Consider the following 26,699-nt stretch of genomic DNA (forward strand, 5'->3'; position numbering starts at 1 on the left):
TCAGCCGAGAAACAGGCGGTAAGCCGGGTTTTCCGATTCATCCCAATAGGGGTAGCCAATCTTGTCCAGGGCCTCATCAACCTGGTGGCGCTCGTCTTCCGGCACCTGCAAGCCGACCACCACGCGACCATAGGCCGCACCATGGTTGCGGTAATGGAACATGGAAATATTCCAGCGCCCGCCCAGATTGCGCAGAAAGTTGAACAAGGCTCCCGGCCGCTCGGGAAACTCGAAACGGTAGATCACCTCATCGCGCACATGGTCGGCATGGCCGCCCACCAGATGGCGGATGTGCAGTTTGGCCAACTCATTGTCGGTCATATCCAGCACCGGGAAACCCAGTTCACGCAGGTTGCCGACCAGTGCATCGCGTGGATCAGACTCCGGATGAGTCTGCACGCCGACAAAGATCTGTGCTTCTGCACGGTCGTAAAAGCGGTAATTGAACTCGGTGATCGAGCGTTTGCCCAGCGCCTCGCAGAACGCCTTGAAACTGCCGGGGCGCTCCGGAATGGTCACCGCAAGAATGGCTTCACGCCGCTCACCGATCTCCGCCCTCTCGGCAACATGGCGCAAACGATCAAAGTTGACGTTGGCACCCGAATCAATGGCGATATAAACCTGCCCTTCACAGCCTTCACGCTCGACGTACTTCTTGATTCCGGCCACGCCAAGACAGCCCGCTGGCTCGCAGATGGAACGGGTATCGTCGTAGATATCCTTGATCGCCGCACACATCTCGTCGGTAGTCACGGTGATGACTTCATCCACGTAATGCCGACACACTTCAAAAGTGTGCTCGCCGATCTGAGCCACTGCCACACCATCGGCAAACAGCCCGACCTGACTCAGCACCACGCGCTCGTCCGCCGCCATGGCCGCTTGCAGACAGGCCGCTTCTGTCGGCTCGACACCAATGACCTTGATATCCGGACGCAGGTATTTCACATAGGCAGCAATCCCGGCAACCAGACCACCGCCCCCAACCGGAACGAAAATCGCATCCAGCGGACCCTGATGCTGGCGCAGGATCTCCATCGCCACCGTGCCCTGGCCAGCAATGGTGTCCGGGTCATCATAGGGATGAATGTAGGTGTAGCCTTTTTCTTCGATCAGCTTTCGCGAGTAGGCCAGGGCTTCATCAAAAGCATCGCCATGCAGAATGACCTTGGCACCACGCGCGCGCACCGCCTTGACCTTGATCTCCGGCGTGGTGCGCGGCATGACAATGGTTGCCTTTACACCCAGATGGCGCGCAGCATAGGCCAATCCCTGGGCATGGTTACCCGCTGAGGCGGCCACTACGCCCTTGGCCCGCTGTTCGTCAGACAGCTGCGACAGCTTGTTATACGCACCACGAATCTTGAACGAGAAAACTGGCTGCAGGTCTTCACGCTTGAGCAACACGGTGTTGCCCAGGCGTTCGGACAGAAAGGGCGCGGCATGAATAGGCGTTTCAACCGCCACATCATAGACCGGCGAGCAGAGGATTTTCTTGACGTAGGATTCCAGCATGGGATTTCGGCTTGACCAGGGTGAAAACGACCAGTCTAGCGAATTGACTGCGGTACGACTACACGTTGCCCGCGGCAAACCCGTATAATTCGTAACTTTACTACCGGCCAAGGGGAACATCGGCATGAACCAGGACCAACTCAAACAGGCTGTCGGCCAGGCGGCCGTCGACCTGCTACTGCCTGATCTGGAAGACAGCAGCATCATCGGCATCGGCACCGGTTCCACGGCCAACTGTTTTATTGATGCTCTGGCCAAACACAAGGGATTCTTTGACGGCGCCGTCGCCAGCTCGGAAGCCACGGCTGCGCGCCTGAAAGAGCACGGCATTCCGGTCTACGAACTGAACAATGTATTCGAGCTGGCTTTTTACATTGACGGCGCGGATGAGACCAACCGCCATCTGGAACTGATCAAGGGTGGCGGCGCAGCCCTGACCCGCGAGAAGATCGTTGCTGCGGTGGCGAAAACCTTTATCTGCATTGCCGACGACAGCAAGCTGGTCGACACTCTGGGCAGCTTTCCGCTCCCGGTCGAGGTAATCCCCATGGCACGCAGCCATGTGGCCCGCGAGATCGTCAAACTGGGCGGTGATCCGGTTTACCGGGACGGCTGCGTGACCGATAACGGCAATGTGATTCTGGATGTGCACAACATGCAGATCCACGATCCGCGCAAACTGGAAGACCAGCTCAACAGCATCGTTGGCGTGGTCTGCAACGGTCTGTTTGCCCACCGCCCGGCAGATATTCTGCTGTTGGGCACCAGTTCCGGTGTGGAAACACTGAAGCGCAGTTGAACGTCCTTTATTGCCGCAGACACTCAGTCTGCGGCAGCTTCACCAGCAATTTCAGCCGACTGTTCCAGCGCGCCCGGGATCGCCAGCTCCAGCACATCGCCGGCTTGCAGTTCGCCAACACCTGCCGGTGTGCCGGTAATGACGACATCACCCGGTTGCAGGGTAAACACACAGGCGATCTGCTGCAGCAGGCTGAGGATCGGCGTAATCATCTCGGCACTGGAACCCTGCTGGCGTACTTCGCCATTGACCACCAGGCGCAAGGGCAGCTCAGTCAGCGCCGGGGCCTGTTCAGGACGAATAAATACCGAGAGCGGGCAGGCTCCATCAAATGACTTGGCGCGCTCCCAGGGGTGCCCCTTGGCTTTCAGCTGGTCCTGCAATTCACGCAGCGTCAGATCCAGCGCCAGCCCAACCCCGATGATCGACTGCCGGGCCTGCTCGATGCTTACCTCACCGCGCAGTGGCTGGCCGATCAGCAAGGCAATTTCCGTTTCATAGTGCACCGGACCCTTGCCTGTCGGCAGCTGCAAGGGGGCATCACTGAGCGGTACCACGGCAGTGGCCGGCTTGATAAACAGCAATGGCTCACTGGGCACCGGATTGTTCAGTTCACGCGCATGTTCGGCATAATTGCGCCCGACACAGACGACCTTGCCCAGTGGCAGGTCGATGGTGGTGCCGTCAGCGAAGTGGTGTTGGTAGGACATGCAGACTCCACGCAAGAGATGGGTAGAAACACGGCTTGCTGCACTAGATCTGGCAAGCGGTGTTGCCTGGCCCTGATCTGGACCGTCTATAGCCAAGGACGGCTATAGACGAGCGTACAGGGACGTATTTACAGCGTGTCCAGGTCAGGGGCCAGGCAATACCGCACAACTCAGAACCTTTCCTATCAGTGTTTCTAACCAATAGTTTTACAAACACACTCTTTTAAGCCGCGTAAATGGACGGCATCACCAGGCACCGACCCCTGGGACGGGTTCACGGCGTGTCCGCTGCGGGTGAACCCTGCCTGAGCTGACACGCTGATGACTGGCCAGTTTTTTACAACGTCAGGCAAAAATCTTGCCTGGATTCATAATCCCATTCGGGTCAAATACAGCCTTGACCGCTTTCATCACGGCAATTTCTTCCGGGCTGCGACTGTAATGCAGGTAGTCACGCTTGGTCATGCCCACGCCGTGCTCAGCGGAAATCGAGCCGTTGTATTTCTGCACGATCTCGAACACCCACTTGTTCACGCTGGCGCACTTGCCGAAGAACTCATCCTTGTCCATGCCTTCCGGCTTGAGGATATTCAGGTGCAGGTTGCCGTCACCGATATGGCCGAACCAGACGATCTCGAAGTCCGGGTAGTGTTCCGCGACGATGGCATCAATATCATGCAGGAAGGCCGGTACCTTGGCGACAGTGACCGAGATGTCATTCTTGTACGGCGTCCAGTGCGAGATGGTTTCCGAGATAAATTCGCGCAGCTTCCACAGGTTCTGCAATTGCTGGTCGCTCTGGCTCATCACCCCGTCCAGCACCCAACCCTGCTCCACGCAATGCTCAAATATCTCCAGTGCCTGATTGGCGATATCCTCGTTCAGCGCCTCGAATTCCAGCAACGCATAGAAGGGGCACTCGGTGGCGAAGGGTGCCGGCACGTCGCCGCGAGCCATGATCTTGGCCATCGCCTTGTCAGAGAAAAACTCGAAGGCAGTCAGGTCCAGCTTGCTCTGGAAGGCGTGCAGCACCGGCATGATGGAATCGAAGTCGGCGGTGCCCAGCACCATGGCAGTCAGGTTCTTTGGCGCGCGCTCCAGGCGCATGGTCGCCTCGACCACAAAACCCAGGGTCCCTTCTGCGCCGATGAAGAGTTGGCGCAGATCATAGCCGGTCGCGTTCTTGATCAGGTCCTTGTTCAGCTCCAGCAGCTCGCCAGTGCCGGTGACCACTTTCAGGCCCGCCACCCAATTACGCGTCATACCGTAGCGAATGACCTTGATACCGCCGGCATTGGTGCCGATATTGCCGCCAATGTTGCTTGAACCGGCCGAGGCAAAGTCGACTGGATAATACAGCCCCTGCTCTTCGGCGAACTGCTGCAGTTGCGCCGTGACCACGCCGGGCTGACAGACCACGGTGCGGTCAAACTCATTGAAGGACACAATCTTGTTCATGTAATCGAAAGAGACCACAATTTCGCCGTTGGCGGCGACTGCGCCGGCGGACAGACCCGTGCGCCCGCCGGAAGGTACCAGGGCGACCTGATGCTGATTGGCGAAACGCACGATTGCCTGCACCTGCTCGGCATTTTTCGGGAACACGATAGCCAGCGGAGCGGGCGCAAAGTGCTTGGTCCAATCCTTGCCCCAATTATCCAGGGACTCGGGATCGGTGCGTACCTTGTCCGCATCAACCAGGGTTTTCAATTGCTCGATCAGGGCTTCGGGGGTCATCAACCAGGCTCTCTCACAGAATTCATGCTGCCGATGAATAGAATTCGTGCAGCAATAAGCATCAAAAAGACAGATTATGCTAGCATACGCGGCTTCCGAAACAGGACGCTTTTGTGGCAATTCATGCCCGACAGCGTCGGCACTGCTTCATCGCAGCCGCCCGGAGCACTTAACCCGCGCCCCAGGCGCTACCAGTATTGCGGATACCACAGACCATGGCCAAGACCTCACTGGACAAGAGCAAGATCAAGTTCCTTCTGCTCGAGGGCGTACATCAGAACGCCGTCGATACGCTGAAGGCTGCTGGTTACACCAACATTGACTACCGTACCGGCTCACTGCCGGAAGAGGAACTCAAGGCGGCCGTGGCCGATGCCCACTTTATCGGCATCCGTTCGCGCACCCAGCTGACCGAAGAGATTTTCCAGAGTGCTCCCAAGCTGATTGCCGTCGGCTGTTTCTGCATCGGCACCAATCAGGTGGACCTCAATGCGGCCATGGAACGCGGCATTGCAGTGTTCAATGCGCCCTTTTCCAACACCCGCTCAGTGGCGGAACTGGTACTCGCCGAAGCTATTCTGTTGCTGCGTGGCGTGCCGGAAAAGAATGCGTCCTGCCACCGCGGCGGCTGGTTGAAAAGCGCAACCAATTCCTACGAAGTACGTGGCAAGAAGCTGGGTATCGTGGGTTATGGCTCGATCGGGACTCAGCTGTCAGTGCTGGCCGAGGGCCTTGGCATGCAAGTGCTGTTCTACGATGTCGTCACCAAACTGCCCCTGGGCAACGCTTCTCAGGTTGGCTCCCTGAACGAGCTTCTGAGTCAGGCTGACGTGGTCACTCTGCATGTGCCGGAAACTGCCGCAACCAAGTGGATGATGGGCGAAGAGGAAATTCGCGCCATGAAACCCGGCAGCATTCTGATCAACGCGGCACGCGGCACGGTAGTGGATATCGAAGCCCTGGCTGGCGCCCTGGCCGACAAGCACCTGGGTGGCGCGGCCATCGATGTGTTCCCGGTTGAACCACGCTCGAACAATGACGAGTTCATCAGCCCGCTGCGTGAATTCGACAACTGCATCCTGACCCCGCACGTCGGCGGCTCGACCATGGAAGCGCAAGCCAACATCGGCCTTGAAGTGGCGGAAAAGCTGGTCCGCTACAGCGACAACGGCACCTCGATCACCTCGGTCAACTTCCCCGAAGTGGCGCTGCCATCGCACCCCGGCCAACATCGCTTGCTGCACATCCACCAGAACATTCCCGGCGTGATGAGCGAAATCAACCAGGTGTTCGCGGAAAACGGCATCAACATCTGTGGCCAGTATTTGCAGACCAACGAAAAAGTCGGTTATGTGGTGGTCGATGTCGATGCCGAATATTCCGACCTGGCCCAGGAAAAGCTGCAAAAGGTCAAAGGGACCATTCGCTGCCGCATCCTCTTCTAGCCGGACGTTCCGGTGCCGTCGCCAACCATCAGGCGAACGACGGCACCGGCCTGTCATCTCGTAGAAACCTGGCGCTGGTTTAATGACGACTTCGTTCACAGCCAGTCGCTTACCATGTCCAGCAACAAGACCCTCGCCGACCTGTGCCACAGCGTTGATCCGCTGAGTGCGGAACTGACCATCAACGATGTCGCCGACCGCCTGCTTGAGCCGGCTTACAAAGGCTTCCTCTCACTCCCCGTAGTGGATGCCGACAACCGCCCCCTGGGCCTGGTCAGTCGCTATCGCCTGCAGAACATCTTCATGCAGCGCTTTGGCCGCGACCTGTGGGGCCGGCACCCGGTGACAGAGGCCAGCAACCCGGATTCACTGATCATCAAGGCAAGTACGGCACTGGATCGTGCAGCCAATATCATCACGGGCCAGCTGCAGTATCCGATTACCGAGGACTTCATCCTGGTGGACGGCGACGGCCGTTATCTAGGACTGGGGACGGTGATGGACCTGTTGCGCGCCATGGAACACCGCATTGAGCAGCGCAACCAGGCGCTGCAACAGGCGCTCAAGCAGCTCAAGCAATCGCAAAGCCATCTGGTCCAGGCAGAAAAAATGGCCTCGCTCGGGCAAATGGTCGCCGGTGTAGCCCACGAGCTGAATACCCCCTTGGGCTACATAAAAAACAACGTGCAACTACTGGGCGATCTGGTCAGGCCGGTGCTGGAGCTGGCTGACCAGCAAGATCATCTGATGCAGCTGCTCAATGACCCCCAAGCCAGTGACGAACAACTCGCCGAGTCCTTTGCCGCCACCCGCGTAGCGGCCGATGCCGCCGCGCCGGCGCAATTGGCGGAAGATCTGGGGCCATTGCTTGAAGATACTCAGTTCGGGCTTGAGCAAATCGCCGAACTGGCCATCAGCCTGAAGGATTTTGCCCGGCTGGATCGCGCCATGACCGAAGCTGTTGATCTCAATGAGTGCGTCCACAACGCCTTGGTCATTGCCCGCAATGTGCTCAAGGACAACGCTGAAGTGATCACCCGGCTTGGCGATCTGCCGGTAATTACCTGCACCCCTTCGCAGATCAACCAGGTGCTGCTCAACCTTCTGACCAACGCCGCCCAGGCCATGGAGCGGCCGGGGCAAATCCTGATACGCACCTGGTCAGAGCAGGATCAGGTTCACCTGTCGGTACAGGACAATGGGCGCGGCATACCCGAAGCCGCACAAAAAAGAATTTTCGACCCCTTCTTTACCACCAAGAGTGTTGGCCAGGGCACCGGACTGGGGCTTTCGATCTGTTATCAGATCATTCGCGACCACGGCGGCCGCATCCGTTTCAAGTCCGAACCCGGACGCGGCACGCGCTTTCTCATCAGCTTGCCCATAAGTCAGGACCTGGCCCTGTCAAGGAGCGCCTGAAATGACCCAACCCATCCGCATCATGTTTGTTGACGACGAAGAACGCATTTTGCGCAGCCTGGCCTTGCAGTTTCGGCGCCACTACCAGGTGCTGACCGAGTCCAACCCGCTGCGAGCCTTGCAACGACTGCAGCAGGAACCCGTTGATATCATTGTCAGCGATCAGCGCATGCCGCAGATGAGTGGCAGCCAACTGCTTGCCCAGGTTCAGGAACGCTACCCGCAGACCTTGCGAATTCTGCTCACGGGTTACTCCGACCTGGACGCCGCCGTGGATGCGCTCAATAGCGGTGGTATTTTCCGCTACCTGACCAAACCCTGGGATCCGCAGGCAATGGCGGGAACATTGCGCCAGGCCGCTCAACTGGTGCATGAGCAACGCTCACTCGGGGTCCCTACCAGACCGCAGGTGCCCGCAAATGCAGTGCGCCAGCCTTCCCTGCTGCTGCTGGACCCTGATCCTGACACGGTCAGGCACACCAGCGAACTCTGCCGCAACTGTGGCATTCTGATGCATCAGGCACACAGCCTGAACGAAGCACTCGACCTGTTGAACGACCAGCCACTGGATATTCTGGTCAGCGACATTCGCCTGCGCAATGAAGACATGCGCCCACTGCTGATGAGCCTGGCCCAGGCCCATCCGCGCATGCTGAGCATTATTATCACGCCCTTCCAGGACACTCAGGTATTGCTCAAACTGATCAATCAGGCACAGATTTTCCGCTACCTGCCCAAGCCGATTCGCAGCGGCATGTACGAGCGCGCCATTCGCACGGCAGCCGACAAGGCGAGGCATTGGCAAAACCAGCCACAGCACCGGGTCCAGCGGGCCGCGGAAATCCCCGACCTGGCTGCCGAACAAAGCCTGGTCGGCAATCTGCTGGGCCGCCTGGGTCGTTTGCGACAGCGGCTGATTGCCTGATCAGCGCAGCAAGGGATTGTCCGGTCGGCGACGAAACCAGCCCACCAGACTGGCGCGGTCGCAACGCGCCGGCAGCACTTCATGTTCGATCAGGTCACTGAGAAAGACCACCAACGTGCCCGCACGGGGGGCAACATCACGCACACCTTCCGGCAAATACAGTCGCAGCTCGCCACCATCACCGGGTTGCCATTGCTGGTTGAGGTAACTGACCACAGACACCGTGCGCAGAGGGTTGTCCTGGAAACGATCCAGATGCCGCTCATAGCCAGCACCCGGCGGGTACAGGGCATAATGGGTTTCAAAGGTATCCAGACCGAGAAACAGACTGCGGTTGAGCGTCAATCGCAACACATCCATCCACAGCAAATAGTCATCCTGGGCTGCATGTGGCGGGCAGTCATCCAGCCACCGCGTGTAATCACCGCGTCGCTCGGGGACCACCTGCTGTTCGCTGCCGCGGCCAATGGCTGCCGGCGTCAGATCATCCGCCTGCCACAGAGCACGACATTGCCCTGCCAACTGAGCAACCAGCGCGTCAGGCAGCGAATCGGCCAGCACCGACCAACCACGCGCCACCAGATCATCCGCCACCACCTGAAAAGGTTCGGGCAACGGCACCGACACTTCTGTCATCCTGCAATCTCGTATCAGCAAGCAATTGGAAGGCTCCGCACCCGGGCGGAGGTACTCACTCAAACACCCGGAGGATGGGCGTCTTCTTCGCGGCAACGGGCATTGCCTGCAGCGATGCATTTTAAGAAGCAAGCCCGGTCAGCGACAAGCTTTTAATTCACTATCTGACCGGGCGCTACTGCAGCTCAGGTGTGCAGTCGTGCGTCCAGCCATTGCAGGTATTGCGCACGCATCGAGGCTTGTTCATTGGCCAGGTGATGACGAGCGCCGGGCAGGTACAGCAGCTGTGGCTGGGCAAACTTGTCGGCAAGGACCTGCATATTGTGTTGCCAGTCGACGGTATTGTCGTCCTGCCCCTGGATGATCAGCGGCGAATACACAGACTCCCCGGCCTGTTCGATGCGCGGAATCCAGGCATCCAACGCCTGCACCCAGGCCACCGGCAAGACCTTCGGCTGCAGCGGATCACGGGTGCGAACAAAATCGAGGAACGCCTGATCGGTAGAGTTCTCGGTAAAGCGCCTACCCAGTTGACGCACCATGCCACCGAGCATGCGCAAGCCCATTTGTGACAACAGCCATTGCCTGGGCCGCACCAGCGGGGCCATAAGAATGGTCTGACCGACTTGCTCCGGCACCGGACCATGCAGCAAACGGTCGACCAGAATACCACCCCCGGTGCTTTGCCCGAGCAGATGCCAGGGCTCTGGCAAGGCCCATACCTGCGCCTGTGCAAAGGCCGCATCCAACGCCGTCTGGTAACTGAGAAAACAATCAATGCTGGCACGCTCACCGGATGACAGGCCATGTCCGGGCAGATCCATACCGAGCACGGCCAGCTGCTGATCCAGCGCCCACTCAATCACATGCCGGTAGAGCCCCATGTGATCATAATAGCCGTGCAAAATAAGCAGCGTGCCGCGCGGCTGCGCTGGTCGCCAGACCTGCAAGGCCAGATCAAAGCCTTCAATGGGTACCCGCCCGAGGTGCTGCTGGGCACGGTCGGAGAAATCAATGCCGTAATAGCCCGCATACCTCAACCCCAGGGCATCCAGCGGCCGCCCCGGCTCCAACAGCGGCAAGTCGGTAACAAGTTGATGCAGTAACGCCTGATCCATTGAATGACCACTCTAAAAAGCCCAACTAGCGGCAACAGATCAGCGGCTAGCGCAAGGCGCACAGAATTCCATGCTTTGGGCATGATTTGCAACCGATCATCGTGTAACATGCTGCATCGCTAAATACCACGTCCAAATGCGCCAGTTCACGCGGCGCAACCTGCTCATACTGTGAGGGTTTTCATGACTGAACGCGTACAAGTCGGCAGCCTGCAAGTTGCCAAGGTGCTCCACGACTTTATCAACGATCACGCCATTCCGGGCAGCGGCGTCGACGCCAAGGCTTTCTGGAGCGGCTTTGAAGCCCTGATCACTGACCTGGCGCCAAAGAACAAGGCTCTGCTGGCCAAGCGCGACGACCTGCAAGCCCAGATTGACGCCTGGCATCAGGCGCGAGCCGGTCAGGCGTTCAACTTCCCCGAGTACAAGGCTTTCCTGCAAGACATCGGCTATCTGCTGCCCGAGCCGGCTGACTTCCAGGCCACCACCGAGAATGTCGACGAAGAGATTGCCCAGCTGGCTGGCCCGCAGTTGGTTGTTCCGGTGATGAACGCCCGCTTTGCCCTGAATGCGGCCAATGCCCGCTGGGGTTCACTGTATGATGCCCTCTACGGGACCGACGCCATTTCCGAAGCCGATGGCGCTACCAAGGGCCCGGGTTACAACGAAATCCGTGGTGACAAGGTCATCGCCTATGCCCGCGCCTTTCTTGATGAGGCGGCACCGCTGGCCACAGGTTCCCATGTTGACTCCATCGCCTATGTCATCGACAACGGGCAACTGCAAGTCAGCCTGAAGGATGGCAGCCACACGGGCCTGCAGGACCCGAACAGGTTCGTTGGCTACGTCGGCAACCCGTCCAATCCCGATGGCATACTGCTGAAAAACAACGGCCTGCATTTCGAAATCCAGATCGACCCGTCCAGCAATGTCGGCCAGACCGATGCAGCCGGGGTCAAGGACATCCTCATGGAGTCCGCACTGACCACCATCATGGACTGTGAAGATTCGGTAGCCGCCGTCGATGCCGACGACAAGACCGTTGTTTACCGCAACTGGCTCGGCCTGATGAAAGGTGATCTGGCGGAAAACGTCAGCAAGGGCGGCAGCAGCTTCACCCGCACCATGAACCCGGACCGGGAATACACCGCCGCCGACGGTTCAACGCTGACCCTGCACGGTCGCTCACTGCTGTTTGTGCGCAATGTGGGTCACCTGATGACCAATAACGCCATTCTCGACAAGGACGGCAACGAGGTCCCCGAAGGCATCATGGACGGCGCGGTTACCAGCCTGATTGCCCTGCACAACCTGAATGGCAATACCGCGCGCAAGAACACCCGCACCGGTTCGGTCTATATCGTCAAGCCGAAAATGCATGGTCCGGAAGAAGTCGAATTCACCACCGAACTCTTCGGCCGCGTGGAAGACATGCTGGGCATGACCCGCAACACGCTGAAAGTCGGCATCATGGATGAAGAGCGCCGCACCACCATCAACCTGAAAGCCTGCATCAAGGCTGCCAGTGAGCGCGTGGTCTTCATCAATACCGGCTTTCTCGATCGTACCGGTGATGAAATCCATACCTCGATGGAAGCCGGCGCCTTTATCCGCAAGGGCGACATCAAGGGCGCCGTATGGATTGGTGCCTACGAAAACAGCAACGTCGACATCGGCCTGGCTACCGGCCTCAAGGGTCGCGCGCAGATCGGCAAGGGCATGTGGGCCATGCCCGATCTGATGGCGGCCATGCTGGAACAGAAAATCGGCCACCCGATGGCGGGCGCCAATACTGCCTGGGTACCCTCCCCGACAGCCGCTACCCTGCACGCCATGCACTACCACAAGGTGAATGTCGCCGAACGCCAGAATGAACTGGCCAAGCGCACGCCGGCATCCGTGGATGACATCCTGACCATTCCGCTGGCGGAAAACACCAACTGGAGTGCCGAAGAAATCCAGCAGGAACTGGACAACAACGTTCAGGGCATTCTGGGTTACGTTGTACGCTGGATTGATCATGGTGTTGGTTGTTCCAAGGTACCGGATATCAACGATATCGGCCTGATGGAAGACCGTGCCACCCTGCGTATCTCCAGCCAACATATCGCCAACTGGCTGCGTCATGGCATCTGCACCGAAGAGCAGGTAATGGAGACCTTCAAACGCATGGCTCCGGTGGTTGACCGGCAGAATGCCAATGACCCGGACTACCTGCCGATGGCGCCGGACTTCGCTGACAGCGTCGCCTTCCAGGCCGCCGTCGAACTGTGCATCGAAGGCTGCAAACAACCCAACGGTTACACCGAGCCGGTTCTGCATCGCCGCCGCCGCGAGTTCAAGGCCAAACACGGCCGCTGATCCCGCAACAACCCAGAGCCCCGGCCAGCCTAGCTGCCCGGGGCTTTTTTGTGCTCTGGGCAAGGCGCCGAACAAAAAAGGAATGAATGTTCGGTTTTTATTGACTGCGTTAGCGCGCCTGACTAGTGTAGAGACGCGCTCAAAAATGAGCCGCTTGGACAGATGGGACCACCCCTGGTGCACTTACCCCCTTTGATCCAGTCATATCCAGAATAAGAAATGGAGATAAACCTCATGACGCGCTTCGCATCGCGCAGCTTCCCCGCGCTCGGCCTGCTCGGCCTAAGCACACTGCTTATCAGCGGTTGTTTGTCCGGATCGGGCTCAAGCTCCGACGACGGCCCGCTCAGCGGCCAATTTATAGACAGCCCGGTTGCAGGGCTCTCGTTTCGTACCGACAGCACCAATGGCCTGACCGACGCTGACGGCAACTTCCAATACCTCCGCGGCGAAACCGTCCATTTCGCCATTGGTGATCTCGACCTGGGTAGCGCAACCGGCCAGCCGGTACTCAGCCCGGTGGACCTGATTGCCGAAGCGGATGACAGCAGCCACCCTGCGGCAATCAATCTGGCGCGCCTGCTTCAGAGCCTGGATGCGGACGGCAATCTGAACAATGGCATTCAACTGGATGCCGCCTTGCATGACGCTATCAGTGACTATCTCGCCAACAACCCCGGCTTCGACCTGAGCCTGATGGATAACGGCGACTTTGCTGTCGCGGCCAATGCCTTGCTTGGGTATCTGAACGACCAGGACCTGTTTGCTGCAGGAGACCGCATCCTGCGCGACCGCCTGAATGCCTGGCTGCATCTGCAGGACTCCCTCGATGCAACCGATGGCGAAGAGGTCGACTTTGACAAGCGCCCCGTTGTGTTCGTGCATGGCGGTGCCGGCTCCGCCGGTCAGTTCGAGTCGCAAGCGCAGCGCTTTATCGCCAATGGTTACCCGCGCAGCCATCTGGCCACCTACGAATACGACACCAATCCACCGGATTTTACCCGGACCACAATGGAACTGAATGCCCTGATTGATGCTCTGCGCCAAAGCACGGGTTTCGAGCAGGTCAACCTGATGGGGCACTCCATGGGAACCGAGGTCAGCCGGATCTATCTGGCCGACCCTTCACGTGCAGCCAAGGTCGCAGCCTATGTCAACCTGGATGGCCGTGATGGCGAGGCACCGCCCGGCGGCGTGCCCAACCTGGTGCTCTGGGGGCAATATGTTGATCGCGAGGTCGTCGGTGCCGACAACGTCTACCCGAGTGAGGAAGATCCGGTAGGTCATATTGAAGTGGCTACCTCGGCGGATTCCTTTGCGCGCATGTACCGTTTCTTCAATGACGGCGCCGAACCGGCCACAACGGCCATTCCTGCCGCCGAAGGCGAGCATCTGTGGATCGCCGGGCGCGCCAACCTGTTTCCTTCCAATAGCGGCGCTGCGGGTTCGATACTGGAAATCAGCGAAGTGGATCCAACCACAGGGCGCAGCCTGGCCGACCTGCCGCAACATACCCAGGCGATTGGCAGTGATGGACACTGGGGACCCTTCCAGATCAACAACGGCGGTACTTACGAATTCGTTCTGCGCCGGCCCGATGCGGCCAATGCCGACCACTACTTTTACCGCGAAGCCTATACCCAGCATAGCTACCAGATTCGCCTGAATACCTCCGAACCCGGTGAAGGGCTTGGCGCCCGTCTGGCCCGCAGCCCCAATCACAGCAATCTGTCTATCAGCCGTGACATGGAGCTTTGGGGTGACCAGGGTGACAGCAACGACCAGCTCCTCGTGAACGGCACCAATGTCATTACCGCCCAGACCGGACCACTGTTGAAACGGCTGAGCAATATATTTCTGCATGACCGCAATACCGACGGGGTCAGCAACCTGACCGCACCGGACCCGGTGTTCCACCTCTTTCCCTTTATTTCCGGGCTGGATCTGTTCATACCCGGTGCGGCTGAGCCCGATTCGGTCATTGAGCTGGAACTGATATCGCGCCGGGGCGGCGAACCGCGGCGGGTCAATGTACCCAACTGGTCATCCGACAAGGTGCGTTCAATCTCGGTGCATTTCCGCGATTACGTGGAATAACCTCAACAAGGACCGATGCCACCTGTAACAGCCTGCCCTGCCGGCAGGCTGTTATCTCCCCTCCCGTTCGCCGGCGACCAACGGCAGATATCCAGTGACCGGCTACCCGCTGGCCAAACCCGACCGGCTTGCTTTCATCAGCAGCTAGGATACTATCGACAGGTAATTCAAATTTCCGACTGGCAATGACTGCCGGCCGCCACTTGCCCGGATGCAGAAGATCTCCTGTAAGGGGAGCTGTATGACCAAAAAGCGCGCGGCAGTACCTAGTGATGTTCACCGCCAGCGATTGCTGGCCATACAGGCCAAACTGGCTGAACAGAAGATCGAGATCACCGAAGCCCCGATCGAGGAAGTCGAGCTTTCTCCGATCGAGCAGCGTGAACTGCACTTGTTGCGGGCTCACATTGACACCATGGTCGATCACGGTTGGCGCATCATCAGCCGCGAACCCATCACCCTGAAACGCGGTGCCCAGACCTGCTTTGTGCAGCAGGGCATGCTGATCAGCCCCGACCTGGGCAGCAGCAAAACCGGCTGAACCAGAGCCAGGTCGCGCCAGCCGGCGGTTCTACCCCTGCCCCATTCCACGCTATAGTGACTCCCGCGCGCGACTCTGCGCGCTGCCATCAGTGCTCAAGGAGTCCGCATGTCCGCGCAGGAACTTGCCCCCAAACGGGAAATATTTGGCTGGGCCATGTTCGATTTTGCCAACCAGGGCTATACCCTGCTCATCATCACCGTTATCTACGGTGATCTGTTTACCCGGGTAATTGTTGGCGACAGCCCTGATTACCGTCTGGGTAATCTGCTCTGGAGCCTGGCACTGGCATTCAGCTATTTTCTGGTGGTGGTGGCCAACCCCCTGTGCGGGGCGATCATGGACTATTCGCGCAGCCGCAAACGCTTCCTGTTTATCAGCTACCTGCTCACCGTAGGCGCTACCGCGCTGCTGTATTTCGTCGAGCCCGGCTGGCTGATACCCGCGATGCTGCTGATTGTTGCATCGAATTTTGCCTATGCCATCGGTGAGGGCTTTATTGCCAGCTTTCTGCCTGATCTGGGTCCACGCAAAGCCCTCGGCTGGATCTCCGGGCTCGGCTGGGGCCTGGGTTATATTGGTGGTCTGGTGGCTACCGCTTTCACCCTGTTTTTTCTTGGCGAGGTCTCTGCCGAGAACTATGACACCATTCGCTGGGTCGGTCCTTTTGCGGCCGGCTTCTTCCTGCTGGCCGCGATCCCGACCTTCCTCTGGGTCCGCGAGCGGGGCAGCAAGCAACATTTGCCATCAGGGCAAAGCCTGATTGGCGTCGGCTTGCAACGATTGCAGACCACATGGCGACAGGTTCACCAGTTCCGTGACCTGCGCGCGCTGCTGATTTCGGTCTTCTTTGCCATGGCCGGCATCTATATCATCATCTCTTTTTCCTTTATCTACGGCGCTCAGGTGATTGGCTGGGATGAGCAGGTTCGCATCTACATGTTCATCACCGTGCAGATTACTGCCGCGCTCGGGGCCATCGGTTTTGGCTGGCTACAAAGCCATATTGGTGCTCGTACCACCTACTTGATAACACTTGGCCTCTGGTTGCTGGCCATTCTGGCGATCTGGCAGACTCCGACCCTGACGGCAAGGCTTAGCCACTGGTTTGGCGTCGACTGGCAGGCGCAATACGTATTTCTGTTTGCCGGAGTGCTGGCCGGCGCCAGCCTGGGTTCTTCGCAATCCGCAACGCGGGCCCTGGTCGGGGTGCTGACGCCCAGCGGCAAAGCGGCAGAATTCTTCGGTCTGTGGGGGATGGCGTCCAAACTCGCCGCCATCTTCGGTATTTTGGGACTGGGTCTGATTCAGTGGGGTTTCGGCCTGGCCAACGCCATCCTGTTCTGTCTGGCCCTGTTCATTGTCGCCATCCTGGCCGTGCTACCCGTCGATGAACGGCGCGGTGAACAAGTCGCCGATGGCTGGCGCGACCCGGGTCAGGAATGATCCGCATCGCCCTCATCAGCGGCCAGCGGTAGCTGCAAGATGCTATCGCTGAATACCCAGTCGACCCCACGATTGATCTCGCGATTGAGGATCAGCCGGTTTTCGACGAAGCCGGTGCCGACCCTGCGACCAGCGTCACGAAGTTGCTGCAGGGTACTGGCGCCGATAAGCGCAAAAGAGCCTGCCACGGCGCCATGCCCCAAGGCCAGGTTCTGCCGCACGATATGCGCGGTATTCGCCTGGGCGACATCAACATAGGCCGCTTTGGGTATCTCGCGAAAACCTTCCAGATGCTCTGGTTCCAGACTCAACAGATGAAAGTCGGTCGTCGGTGTCAACGCCTGCAGGCGCTCACTCACCCGTTGCGGCAGTTCGGCACGCTGCTGCCAGGATTCCTTGATTTCGATCATCAGGTGCAAGCGTCCGCGCGCCAGGTGCACCACTTCATCCAGGTGCGGAATCTCCGGCACGGCAGCGCGCAGGTCACGGTAACGGGTCTCTGCAATAACCAGATCGGGACGCTGAAACAACCGCCCGCAATGCGGATCATGATGCACGACCGGTTCGCCATCACGGGTCAGCTGAATGTCCAGCTCGGCTCCCCATACCCCGAGTTGCAGGCACAGCTCAAAGGCCTCAAGCGTATTCTCTACCACTACACCGGCTGGCCCACGGCCGTGCGCCCCCCGGTGCGCCACCAGATTGCTCACCACCGGCACCGGCCGTCGTGCAGCAGGTGACAAACTCCAGAGATAATTGGCCAGGGTGTTCAGGTGTCCGGACAAATCCGCCATGCGCCGCTCCGAATTGTATTGTCATGCGATGTACCTGTCATTCTAGCCTGCTGCATGATCTGTTTATCCAGGTTCAGCCCCGGCCCGGCATGACGACAACCCACGCGTTTCTATGCCGGCGAATCAGCAAGACTGATGCCGCTTGCTTTTCCGCTGCCTGCTCGCTAGCGTCAGGGTTTTGTTTCAGCCCAATCCTGTACGAGGTGTGCTTCCGTGAAAACCCGAATTACTGAACTCTTTGGCATCCAGCATCCGATCATTCAAGGCGGCATGCATTTTGTCGGTCTTGCCGACCTGGCAGCGGCCGTATCCAACGCCGGTGGTCTGGGCACCATTACCGGGCTGACCCAGCGAACGCCTGCCGATCTGGCCAATGAGATCGCCCGCTGCCACGACATGACCGACAAACCCTTTGCGGTCAACCTGACCTTCCTGCCCACGGTCAACGCCCCCGACTATCCGGGTTACATCAAAGCCATCATTGAAGGCGGGGTGAAGTTCGTGGAAACCGCCGGCCGCAGTCCGGAGCAATATATGCCCGCGCTCAAGGATGCGGGCATCAAGGTCATTCACAAGTGCACTTCGGTACGCCATTCGCTGAAAGCCCAGGCGATTGGCTGCGATGCGGTGTCCGTCGATGGCTTCGAGTGTGGCGGGCACCCGGGGGAAGACGATATTCCCAATATGATTTTGCTGCCCCGCGCTGCTGAAGAACTGGAGATCCCCTTTGTCGCCTCCGGCGGTATGGCCGATGCCCGCTCGCTGGTTGCCGCTCTGGCTCTCGGTGCCGAGGGCATGAACATGGGTACACGCTTTATCGCTACTCAGGAAGCGCCAGTGCACGATAACGTCAAACAAGCCATTGTTGCCGCCAGCGAGCTGGACACCCGCCTGGTCATGCGTCCGCTGCGCAATACCGAGCGTGTGCTCAACAATGCCGCCGTGGAGCGCATCATCGAGAAAGAGAAAAGACTGGGCAAGGACCTGCAATTCAGCGACATCATTGATGAAGTTGCTGGCGTCTACCCGCGCATCATGCAGGAAGGTGATATGGAAATCGGTGCCTGGTCCTGCGGCATGGTCGCTGGTCTGATTCACGACGTACCTACCTGCGAACAGCTGATTTCCGGCATCATGCGCGATGCCGACGACCTGATTCGCCAACGCCTTGCAGGCTTTCTGTAAAGGGCTCTGCCCCGCTTAACGTGGCGCCTTGATCTGCTGGACCTCGTGCAACCAGGCCGGGTCCAGCTGATACAGGTCAACGGGCAAGCCGAGCTCATGCAGTGCCTGCTCATGGGCCAGCTTGTCGGCAGCCAGCGTATCCAGGGCTTCCTGATTGCCATCCAGCCGGTACATTTCGCTCAGTCCCAGATGATAGAAACGCTGCAGTTTCATGGCTGCAGGGTGCTGTGCGGTCACCCCGGCCTTGAGCTGATGCTGGCAGTTGGTAATGCGCAGCATGCAGCGCTTGAGCTGCCAGCCGTAGGCAGCCGAGCCCATCCATGGCTGCTGCCAGAAAACCTGGCGGACCAGGATGACTGTCAGCATCAGCGCCAGGAGCACGCCCAGCAGGTTCCAGCGAAAATTACTCATCCCCGGCTGGCCAAACAGAGCAACCAGGCCCATGGACATGAGCATGCCCAGCACGGCAAACAGTACAATCAGGCGAATAGTACTCTGGCGCGTATCGCGCCGGTAGCTCAGCGGGTCACGCTGCTCGATGACAAACATGCTGACAAACTCCGCAGTCAAAAACGGGAAAAAACTGCCATAGCAGACTAGGCTGATCATGGTAGCGCAGATTGCACGGGGCAGGTGCGCGGACATGGAGGGAACCCATGGAAAATAGCGGGAAACGCCTGTTTATCGGTCTGGAGTTACCCGGTAGCCTGCAAAGGCTGCTCGCGCGCCTGACCACTGACTTGCCCGGCGCACGCTGGCACCTTCCGCAAGACCTGCACATCACGGTTCGCTTTCTCGGCCAACTGGACCCGGTGCGTCAGCAGGATATCCATCAATTGCTGAAGCAGTCTGCGATCACCCCCTTCAGCCTGCAGGTCAGCGGCATCGGCCACTTTGACCAACGCATCCTCTGGGCTGGCCTGGCACCCAGCCCATCGCTGCAAGCAATGAAGCAACAACTCGACCAGAGCCTGCAGGCCCTGAACCTGCCAGCGGAGATGCATGACTATCATCCGCATATCACGCTGGCACGCATCAGAGCCGGACATCAGTCCAGTTTGAACGACTTTGTCGAGGCACATCATGAACTGGCATTGCCGGCCTGGGGCGTCACCCATGTCAGCTTGTTTGAAAGTCGCAATAATGGTCAGGGGCGTTATCATGTGCTTGGACGCTATCCGTTACGCCAACCTCATCATGCCTGAGTACGCCTTGCCGCCGCCGGGCAAACCAACCATGTCATTTCTCGAGTACAGGAGTCAGCATGTCGCTGAGCAGTCTGCAAGGCAAACGAATTCTGGTCACCCACGCCGACGCCTTTATGGGACCAGCCATCTGCCAGACCCTTCGCGCGCAGGGGGCCGAGGTCATCGCCGATACGGACCCTCTGCTCGACATTGACGCTCCCGCCCAGCTGATCGGACGGGTTGGCACTCCGGATGTACTGGTGGCCAATCTGGCACTGCCGGCACCCAACACCCGTGCTCCCGACGTCGACGAACAGGAATGGCAGGCCGTGTTCGACACCATGGTTCATCCGTTGATGCGTCTGTGCAAAGCGGTATTGCCCAGGATGCAGTCACGTCAGGCGGGCAAGATACTGCTGATCGGCAGTGCCGCAGCCTTGCGCGGCATGAAGCGAGCATCAAGCTACAGCGCTGCGCGTGGCGCGCAGCTGGCCTATATACAGGCAATCGGCGTGGAAATGGCCCCAGACAACATCCAGATCAACGCCATCGCGCAGAACTTTGTCGACAACCCGACCTACTTCCCACCCGAAGTACAGGCCAACCCCCGCTTTCAGCAGCGGCTGGCCAACGAAGTACCTCTGGGCCGTCTGGTCAGCGCGGAAGAAGATGCCGAATTTGTCGCCTACCTGTGCAGTGACGCCGCCAACTGTTTCGTTGGCCAGGTATTTCCACTCAGCGGTGGCTGGGCAACGCGCTAGAGCTCAGGGCAGGCTAGAGGGCAAAGTTCAGCTGATTGCCGAACAGGCCCACCAGCCCGACGATGATCAGGTAAGCCGCAACAATATAGTTCAGCAGGCGCGGTACGATCAAAATCAGGATACCGGCAATCAGTGACAGCAAGGGTGCAAGGGCAATAGTCATGAACAAACTCCAGATGTTGGTTGGAAACAACTACCAGTCTAGACCATGCCGGGATCAAGCAGTGACCTCATTGGCAGCCGCTGCAGTTTCGGCCTGGTGACCACCCGGTTTGCGGTCATGACAGAGCGGCCTGGCCAGCCTGACTCTCTGTCAAGGGTTCGCACACCACACTGAAGCCACTGATTTTTTTCGCGGCATGCTTGGCATGCGAGGCCCGTTCAGCCAGTTGCGCCGGGTCATAAATACCATGCCCACTGGCCGGCAGACTGACCACACCCACCGATAGTTGCAGCAAACCGTGCTGCCGCCAGCGTCCTTCACGGTCCGGCGCAGAAAAGCCCCCGGCAGCCAGATGCGCCGGTTGGTACATTGACCGGCACAGCTGCTGGAAACGCTGATCCAGAAGCTGCAAACGCTCGCGCCAATCATCACTGCGCAACACCAGCATAAAATCATCACCACCAATGTGACCGACAAAATCACAGCGCGGATCACACAGGCTGCGCAGGATCTGAGCCAGACCCAGTAACACCTCATCGCCCTTGCCATAGCCATAGATATCGTTGAACGGCTTGAAAGCATCCAGATCGACATAACACAGCTGTGCCGCCTGTTGATTGGCCAACAGGCGAGACAGGCACTCCTGAATCGGAATATTGCCCGGCAACAGCGTCAGCGGATTGGCATGCCGCGCCTGGCGTATTTTCAATTCGGTAATCTGCCGCAGCACATCAATCACCCGGCCAAGGCCCAGATACTGACCATTGCGCACGATGATGAAATCCTCTTCCATCCGCTGCCTCGCCCGGCTGGTCAACAGGCGACTGACCCGCTCCAGGCTCTGCTGTACATCAACCACCAGGTAATCACGGTCCATTAACTGGCTGATTGGCTTGCGTCCGTGCAGCTCGGAAGCAAAGGGTTTCAGCATCGTCTGGCTGAGGCTGTGGCAATGCACCGTACCGACCGGTTCACCACTGTCATTCAGCACCGCCAGGCTGTTCAGACTGGCCTGCTGATGAAAGCGTGCCAGTACCGCACTGACCTTTTCGCTCTGATGCACCCCGGGCACCGACAACAGGAGTGAATCCAGGGCCTGCTCGGGCTCCAGCTGTACCTGGTCAACCGGGGCCTGCAGGCGCACGTCCCAGTCCGCCAGTTGCCGCAAGGGCTCAACAGCCGGGCGCCCGAGCAGGTAGCCCTGAACCCAGTCAACTCCCATATCCTCCAGCACCCTGAGTTCTTCCGGCTGCTCGATCCCTTCAGCAATAATATGCGCCTTGGAAGCATTCGCCAGGCTCAGTATGGAGCCGACGAATTCGCGTTTCAGCGGATCACGATGCAAACCATCGATAAAATGCCGGTCGATCTTGACGAAATCAGGGCGCAACTCCGACCACAGGCGCAAACTGGAATAGCCGGCACCCAGGTCATCCAGAGCGATGGAAAACCCCATATCCCGGTAATGGAAAAGGGCACTGTGCAACAAGCCGAAATTATCGATGGGGGCCTGCTCGGTCAGTTCGATCACCACCTGTTCTGGCGACATGCCGACGGCTTTCAACATGGCCAGAGTGCGCCCGGGATAATGCTGTTTTTCCAGCAGGCTTTCCGGTGAGACATTCAGGAACAGCCTGCCCGGCAGTTGCATGCGGCTGAAGGCTTCGACCGCCTTGCCACGGCACAGCATTTCCAGTTCGGTCAACAACCCCCAGTGACGTGCTGCGGAAAACAGGGTCAGCGGAGAATGCAGCGGGCTGTTGGATGGCCCCCGGGTAAGGGCCTCATAACCCATAATCCGCCTCTGCATGGTGGACACGATAGGCTGAAACAGAATTGACACCGCGCCCTCAGCCAGGATGGCGAGTAACGCCTCACGTTGTTCATTGACGGTCATGGAGAGTTCCAGCAGCAAAACAGGGAGTATCAGGCCGCCGCCCTGGCAGGTGATGCTTGTAACTTCCATGCTGACAGTCAGCAATGACAATTCGATGACAACCCGCTCGGCAGATGGCGGGCTCAGAGTCCGCCGGTCAACTGCTGCATTTGCCGTACCGGCACCCCCAGGTCCTGCCATTTGTCAGCGTGGCAGGTAAACAGGAGGATCTGATGCCGCCGTGCGGCATCAAACAGGATTCGCTTCATGTCATCCAGGCGCTGGTTGTCACTGTGCACCAGGGCATCATCCAGGATGATCAGGGTTGGCCGTCCGGCGGCCTGCAGCAGGTCGGCATAGGCCAGACGACTGATCAGCCCCATCTGCTCCCGCGCGCCATAACTGAGTGTTTCCAAAGGATCATTGATCGCACCACCAGCTTGCTGCCGTACCAACTGTCGGGGCTGCAGTTGCTCGTCAACGAGCAAATCCGCCTGCGGAAACAACAAACGCAAATAGTGCTGGATATGCGCCTGCAACGGAGCCTGCAAACGTCTGGTCAACGCCTGTCGCTGCTCGGCAAGCAAGTCTTTCAGAAGACTCAGGGCAGCTACGCGGCGCTCAACCTCGTGCAAACGCTGCACGGATTGTTCTGCGGCCTGACGCGCAACAGCCAACTGCTCCTCAAGGGCTTCTGCATTGAGGGCCTGCAAAGCACTGCGCAAGCCGACAATGACGGTTTTACGCTCGGCAAAGGCCTGCTCCAGCTGCTCAGCCGTGCGAGTAAAACGCAACCGGTCATCCCGCAGAATATCCGGACGTGCCGCTGCAATCTGTTCGGCACGTTCACTGAGCCGTTGTTGAATCGTCTGCGCAATATCCAGCTGCGCCCGCAGCTGGTCGGTTAACCCCTGCTCCTGTTGTTGACTGTGCAGATCGGCAATATGGGTTTGCAATCGACTCAGTTCAGCTTGAGCGGTAGTCTTCTCGCGCTCGGCAGCCAACAACTGCTGCTGAAGGTCGCGGCAACGCTGCTCTGCCTGACGCCACTGCTGCTCGGCTGCGGCAAACAGGCTTTCCGCTTGATGCAGAGAGATATCGGTCAGTTGCCGGGGAGCTTCTGTGGGCAATTCGGGCAACGCAGCCAACTGCTGCTGGCAGTCGGCCAACTCCTGCTCCAATGCGGCCACCCCCTGTGGAGCCAAACCCGCCAGACGGGTTTGCGCTGACGCCAGCTCCCGCTCTGCGAGCTGCGCCTGTTCCTGGCGTTGTTCGGCTGCGTTCAGATCGCTGACGCCGAGCTGCCGACACAGTAACGCATACTCGTCCTGCAGGCGCTGTTGCTCACGCATCAACTCACCCAGATCACTGCCACCGGGCAAAATGCGCAACCGGCCCAGTGTCCCCAGGTCCAGCTCAGCCGACTGCGTCAGCGCCTGGGCACCTTTGCCTTGCAAGGTGTGCCCATTCAGGCTGACAGCCCCGTTGCTCAAGTCATACTCCAGTCGTGTCGCCGCCTGCTGTTGTCGCGCCAGCACCTGATCCAGGGTAATGCGCGACTGGCGAAGTTGCTTGAGGTCCGCACCGGGCAACTGACTCTGCTGCAGCCTGCGTTGCCAGTCAGCCACGTCTGCTGCGCAGCGCATGGCCGTTTCAACTTGTGGCTGCAGTTGTTCCAGCCGTGCCTGCAAGGCAGCACGCTCGGATGCTTGTTGTTGCCGTTGCACCTGTTCCCGCACCTGACTCAGCTGCGCTCGGGCGACGACATGCTCCTGTTCGGCACGCTGCTGGTCGGCGGCGGCTTCTTGCCTGTGCTGCTCCAGGGCCTGACAGTTGGCCGTCGCATTGGCCAGCGCTTGCTCGCGACGCTCACGCTCTTCCAGCTGGTGTTTGAAGCCGGCGATCTGTTCACGAATCAGACGCAAAGTGTTGCCACACTGCTCCTGCAGCTGCAGATCCTGTTCCTGCTGTTGTTGCAAGCGCGCCACCTGATCCAGCGCTTGCTGGGTTTCGCGCTCGCGGCGGCGATACTCCAACCAGGGTTGCTGCTGTTCATCGGCAGCCTGTTGTTGAACCAGCAGACCCAACTGATCGACTTCGGAGCGATACTGCGCAACCCGCTCCGTCAGTACTGCCACTTTTTCCGCCTGTTCCCTGGACGTTTGCACAAGCTGGGCGTAGCGACCCGTTGGCTTGCCGGTTTTTGTCTGCAATTCTGCCAATTGTGCAGTCACGGCATCCACGACACGGTCACCGCCGCTACTGGCCAGCTCACCCAGGGTATCGCCCAGTGCTGCCTGCAGATGCTCACTGGCGTGGCTCACCGCGCCGCTGATTTCATGCCCGCTGCCCTGTTCAATCCACAACAGGCCGGGAATCCCCCAGTGTTCAGCCTTGCTGACCCCCTTGCCGGGGAACTCGTAGCCGAGCAGCGCAGCCAGTCTTTCTTCTGCTTCACTGCCACTCCAGTGCTGGTTTTCTATGTGCAGGTCGCAGCGCTTCTGTTTGAGAAATCGCTTGTGCAAGTGCCAGCTTTCACCTTGCCAGAGAAAGCGCAGGCTGATTTCCGGTGCCGCCGAGCTGTCTCCCCAAGGCTGCAGGTCGGTCACCACACTGGAACCATGCCGCTCGAAGAATGCGGCACGAATTGCTCGTACCAGGGTACTTTTGCCCGATTCGTTGGGTCCGGCAATCACGTTCAGGCCGGGCTGCAATTCCGTCAGCCGCAAGGGCTTGCGAAACTGACGGAACTGATTGACCTCCAGCTCGATCAGTTGCATGTCTTGCTTCCTGCCGGGGCATGATCACGCATCAGAGTGGCCAGAATCATCAACGCTTCTCGAGCCACCTCGGCATCCGGGCCCGCTTGCCGCTGTTGCAATTGCTCCACCACCTCGGCCAGATAGCCATCGGCCTGCAAGCTGACCAGGTCTTCAGCGCTTGGCGCCAGCGTCAATTCCCCCCAATGACAGGCCAGGCTGCGAAAACGGCCGGCAGCCACCGACAACGCTTGCTGCAATCGCTGCAAGCCGCTCAGGTCAGTGGTTCCACGCAAGGCAAGATCGAGTACGCTGGTATCCGGCAGCGCATCCAGGTCTGCGATGCATTGATCGATATCGCTGGCCAGTTGAATATCCCGCTGCCACTGCTGCCATTGATAACCGCCCACCTCATGGGCGCTAACCTGCACCGCAGCCCCCGGCCCGGGAATCTCGACCTTGAGTACCTGACCCGCCCCATTGGCCTTGAAGCGCTCCTGCTCGGGAGTACCGCTATACCAGGTGCGCGCATCAACCTGTTTCAAACCATGCCAGTCACCCAGTGCCAGGTAATCCAGGCGCGCCTGCTCGGCGCGACCTGCTGCAATCGGGTTGGGGGAGTCGATATCAGCCGCCAGAATGCCCTGTACGCTACCGTGCGCCAGCCCGATTCGCAGCAGAGCAGCCGGTGTATCAGCGCTGTCAAACCAGTCGGTCAGGTCGCGGTTGGTTTGGCGCTGGGTCAGGGGGGCGGGCAATACCGCAAAACCGGCAGCGGGAAAACGGTGAACCTCCGGGCGCAACAACAGGTGTACGTTGTCCGGTACCGCCTGCAGACGCACGGCACGGCTCCAGACACTTTCCACCAGCGCAGCATCATGGTTGCCGGGCAGCAGCAACCATGGCCCGGCATAGGCTTGCAGCGCATTGAACAGGCGACGGATGATGCGATCGGATACGGTTTGTGCGTCAAAGACATCACCCGCAACCAGCACTGCATCAACCTGCCACTCGCTCGCCAGGGCAGCTATACGCTCGACACAGCTAAAACGGGCTTCAGCAAGAGCAACCGCATCATCGCTGGCAAAACGGCCGTATTGACGACCGATTTGCCAGTCTGCGGTATGCAGAAAACTGGGCATGACGGGATAACTCCTTGGGTACTGGATCGCAGCACTATGATGTCAAGGCCACACCCTAGCCGCGCCAGGCAGGCGTTGTCCAG

General features: G+C 59.1%; 22 protein-coding genes. 11 read left to right on the forward strand and 11 right to left on the reverse strand.

Annotated features, from left to right (window positions below; genetic code table 11):
• Nucleotides 1-1,515 carry a threonine ammonia-lyase, biosynthetic gene (gene ilvA / locus BLU07_RS13465; protein WP_092387755.1) on the reverse strand — a complete coding sequence of 505 codons (1,515 nt, stop codon included), beginning with the start codon at nucleotides 1,513-1,515 and terminating at the stop codon, nucleotides 1-3.
• Nucleotides 1,516-1,639: 124 nt separating this feature from the next.
• On the opposite strand from ilvA, the gene rpiA reads away from it, so the two are divergent.
• Entirely contained in the window at nucleotides 1,640-2,314 is a 675-nt protein-coding gene (gene rpiA / locus BLU07_RS13470; RefSeq protein ID WP_092387757.1) for a ribose-5-phosphate isomerase RpiA, read from the forward strand.
• A 23-nt stretch (nucleotides 2,315-2,337) separates the two neighbouring features.
• Here the strand turns inward: rpiA and BLU07_RS13475 are convergent, their stop codons facing one another.
• Both BLU07_RS13475 and BLU07_RS13480 read right to left on the reverse strand, forming a co-directional pair.
• Nucleotides 2,338-3,024 carry a fumarylacetoacetate hydrolase family protein gene (locus BLU07_RS13475; RefSeq protein WP_092387759.1) on the reverse strand — a complete coding sequence of 229 codons (687 nt, stop codon included), beginning with the start codon at nucleotides 3,022-3,024 and terminating at the stop codon, nucleotides 2,338-2,340.
• 345 nt (nucleotides 3,025-3,369) lie between these two features.
• A complete protein-coding gene (locus tag BLU07_RS13480; RefSeq protein WP_092387761.1) occupies nucleotides 3,370-4,761 on the reverse strand; it encodes an FAD-binding oxidoreductase in 1,392 nt (463 codons plus the stop codon).
• Between the two features lie 215 nt (nucleotides 4,762-4,976).
• Between BLU07_RS13480 and serA the strand changes: the two genes are divergently transcribed.
• From serA to BLU07_RS13495, 3 genes are all read left to right on the forward strand, one after another.
• Nucleotides 4,977-6,206: a phosphoglycerate dehydrogenase gene (gene serA, locus BLU07_RS13485; RefSeq protein WP_092387763.1), complete on the forward strand. Its 1,230-nt coding sequence runs from the start codon at nucleotides 4,977-4,979 to the stop codon at nucleotides 6,204-6,206.
• A gap of 114 nt (nucleotides 6,207-6,320) precedes the next feature.
• Nucleotides 6,321-7,625, forward strand: coding sequence for a sensor histidine kinase (locus BLU07_RS13490; protein WP_092387765.1), 1,305 nt, complete (start codon nucleotides 6,321-6,323; stop codon nucleotides 7,623-7,625).
• Nucleotide 7,626: 1 nt separating this feature from the next.
• Nucleotides 7,627-8,550, forward strand: a complete 924-nt coding sequence (locus BLU07_RS13495) for a response regulator (RefSeq protein ID WP_092387767.1) — start codon at nucleotides 7,627-7,629, stop codon at nucleotides 8,548-8,550.
• Here the strand turns inward: BLU07_RS13495 and BLU07_RS13500 are convergent, their stop codons facing one another.
• Both BLU07_RS13500 and BLU07_RS13505 read right to left on the reverse strand, forming a co-directional pair.
• Nucleotides 8,551-9,186, reverse strand: coding sequence for a 2OG-Fe(II) oxygenase (locus BLU07_RS13500; RefSeq protein ID WP_092387769.1), 636 nt, complete (start codon nucleotides 9,184-9,186; stop codon nucleotides 8,551-8,553). It abuts the gene before it with no gap.
• Between the two features lie 185 nt (nucleotides 9,187-9,371).
• On the reverse strand, nucleotides 9,372-10,304 hold the full coding sequence (locus BLU07_RS13505) for a phospholipase BipL (RefSeq protein ID WP_092387771.1): 933 nt from the start codon (nucleotides 10,302-10,304) through the stop codon (nucleotides 9,372-9,374).
• 183 nt (nucleotides 10,305-10,487) lie between these two features.
• Between BLU07_RS13505 and BLU07_RS13510 the strand changes: the two genes are divergently transcribed.
• From BLU07_RS13510 to BLU07_RS13525, 4 genes are all read left to right on the forward strand, one after another.
• The gene (locus BLU07_RS13510) at nucleotides 10,488-12,665 is read left to right on the forward strand and encodes a malate synthase G (RefSeq protein ID WP_092387773.1); all 2,178 of its coding nucleotides are present in this window, start codon (nucleotides 10,488-10,490) and stop codon (nucleotides 12,663-12,665) included.
• A 234-nt stretch (nucleotides 12,666-12,899) separates the two neighbouring features.
• Nucleotides 12,900-14,762, forward strand: coding sequence for an alpha/beta fold hydrolase (locus tag BLU07_RS13515; protein WP_157719205.1), 1,863 nt, complete (start codon nucleotides 12,900-12,902; stop codon nucleotides 14,760-14,762).
• A gap of 241 nt (nucleotides 14,763-15,003) precedes the next feature.
• Nucleotides 15,004-15,303, forward strand: coding sequence for a hypothetical protein (locus BLU07_RS13520; RefSeq protein WP_092387777.1), 300 nt, complete (start codon nucleotides 15,004-15,006; stop codon nucleotides 15,301-15,303).
• A gap of 108 nt (nucleotides 15,304-15,411) precedes the next feature.
• Complete coding sequence (locus tag BLU07_RS13525) at nucleotides 15,412-16,749, forward strand: MFS transporter (RefSeq protein ID WP_092387779.1); 1,338 nt, start codon at nucleotides 15,412-15,414, stop codon at nucleotides 16,747-16,749.
• Here BLU07_RS13525 and BLU07_RS13530 read toward each other — a convergent pair.
• Entirely contained in the window at nucleotides 16,740-17,543 is an 804-nt protein-coding gene (locus BLU07_RS13530; protein ID WP_092387781.1) for a glycerophosphodiester phosphodiesterase, read from the reverse strand. The genes BLU07_RS13525 and BLU07_RS13530 overlap by 10 nt on opposite strands.
• A gap of 213 nt (nucleotides 17,544-17,756) precedes the next feature.
• On the opposite strand from BLU07_RS13530, the gene BLU07_RS13535 reads away from it, so the two are divergent.
• Nucleotides 17,757-18,728, forward strand: coding sequence for an NAD(P)H-dependent flavin oxidoreductase (locus tag BLU07_RS13535; protein WP_092387783.1), 972 nt, complete (start codon nucleotides 17,757-17,759; stop codon nucleotides 18,726-18,728).
• A gap of 15 nt (nucleotides 18,729-18,743) precedes the next feature.
• On the opposite strand, the gene BLU07_RS13540 is transcribed toward BLU07_RS13535, so the two are convergent.
• On the reverse strand, nucleotides 18,744-19,277 hold the full coding sequence (locus BLU07_RS13540; protein WP_092389878.1) for a DUF3087 family protein: 534 nt from the start codon (nucleotides 19,275-19,277) through the stop codon (nucleotides 18,744-18,746).
• Nucleotides 19,278-19,384: 107 nt separating this feature from the next.
• On the opposite strand from BLU07_RS13540, the gene thpR reads away from it, so the two are divergent.
• Together thpR and BLU07_RS13550 are read left to right on the forward strand one after the other, a co-directional pair.
• Complete coding sequence (gene thpR / locus BLU07_RS13545; RefSeq protein WP_092387785.1) at nucleotides 19,385-19,933, forward strand: RNA 2',3'-cyclic phosphodiesterase; 549 nt, start codon at nucleotides 19,385-19,387, stop codon at nucleotides 19,931-19,933.
• Between the two features lie 59 nt (nucleotides 19,934-19,992).
• The gene (locus BLU07_RS13550; RefSeq protein WP_092387787.1) at nucleotides 19,993-20,676 is read left to right on the forward strand and encodes an SDR family NAD(P)-dependent oxidoreductase; all 684 of its coding nucleotides are present in this window, start codon (nucleotides 19,993-19,995) and stop codon (nucleotides 20,674-20,676) included.
• A gap of 13 nt (nucleotides 20,677-20,689) precedes the next feature.
• Here BLU07_RS13550 and BLU07_RS13555 read toward each other — a convergent pair whose 3' ends face one another.
• The 4 genes from BLU07_RS13555 to BLU07_RS13570 all read right to left on the reverse strand — a co-directional run bounded on the left by BLU07_RS13555 (nucleotide 20,690) and on the right by BLU07_RS13570 (nucleotide 26,616).
• Nucleotides 20,690-20,839 (reverse strand): DUF3096 domain-containing protein, encoded by a 150-nt coding sequence (locus BLU07_RS13555; protein WP_172830118.1) that lies wholly within the window; start codon nucleotides 20,837-20,839, stop codon nucleotides 20,690-20,692.
• Between the two features lie 115 nt (nucleotides 20,840-20,954).
• Nucleotides 20,955-22,736, reverse strand: coding sequence for a GGDEF domain-containing protein (locus tag BLU07_RS13560; RefSeq protein ID WP_092389880.1), 1,782 nt, complete (start codon nucleotides 22,734-22,736; stop codon nucleotides 20,955-20,957).
• A gap of 122 nt (nucleotides 22,737-22,858) precedes the next feature.
• Nucleotides 22,859-25,495 (reverse strand): AAA family ATPase, encoded by a 2,637-nt coding sequence (locus tag BLU07_RS13565; RefSeq protein WP_092387791.1) that lies wholly within the window; start codon nucleotides 25,493-25,495, stop codon nucleotides 22,859-22,861.
• Nucleotides 25,486-26,616: a metallophosphoesterase family protein gene (locus tag BLU07_RS13570; protein WP_092387793.1), complete on the reverse strand. Its 1,131-nt coding sequence runs from the start codon at nucleotides 26,614-26,616 to the stop codon at nucleotides 25,486-25,488. The genes BLU07_RS13565 and BLU07_RS13570 overlap by 10 nt, the downstream gene beginning before the upstream one ends.
• Between the last annotated feature and the right edge of the window lie 83 nt (nucleotides 26,617-26,699).

This window comes from Halopseudomonas salegens (assembly GCF_900105655.1).
In the GTDB taxonomy this organism is placed as follows: domain Bacteria; phylum Pseudomonadota; class Gammaproteobacteria; order Pseudomonadales; family Pseudomonadaceae; genus Halopseudomonas; species Halopseudomonas salegens.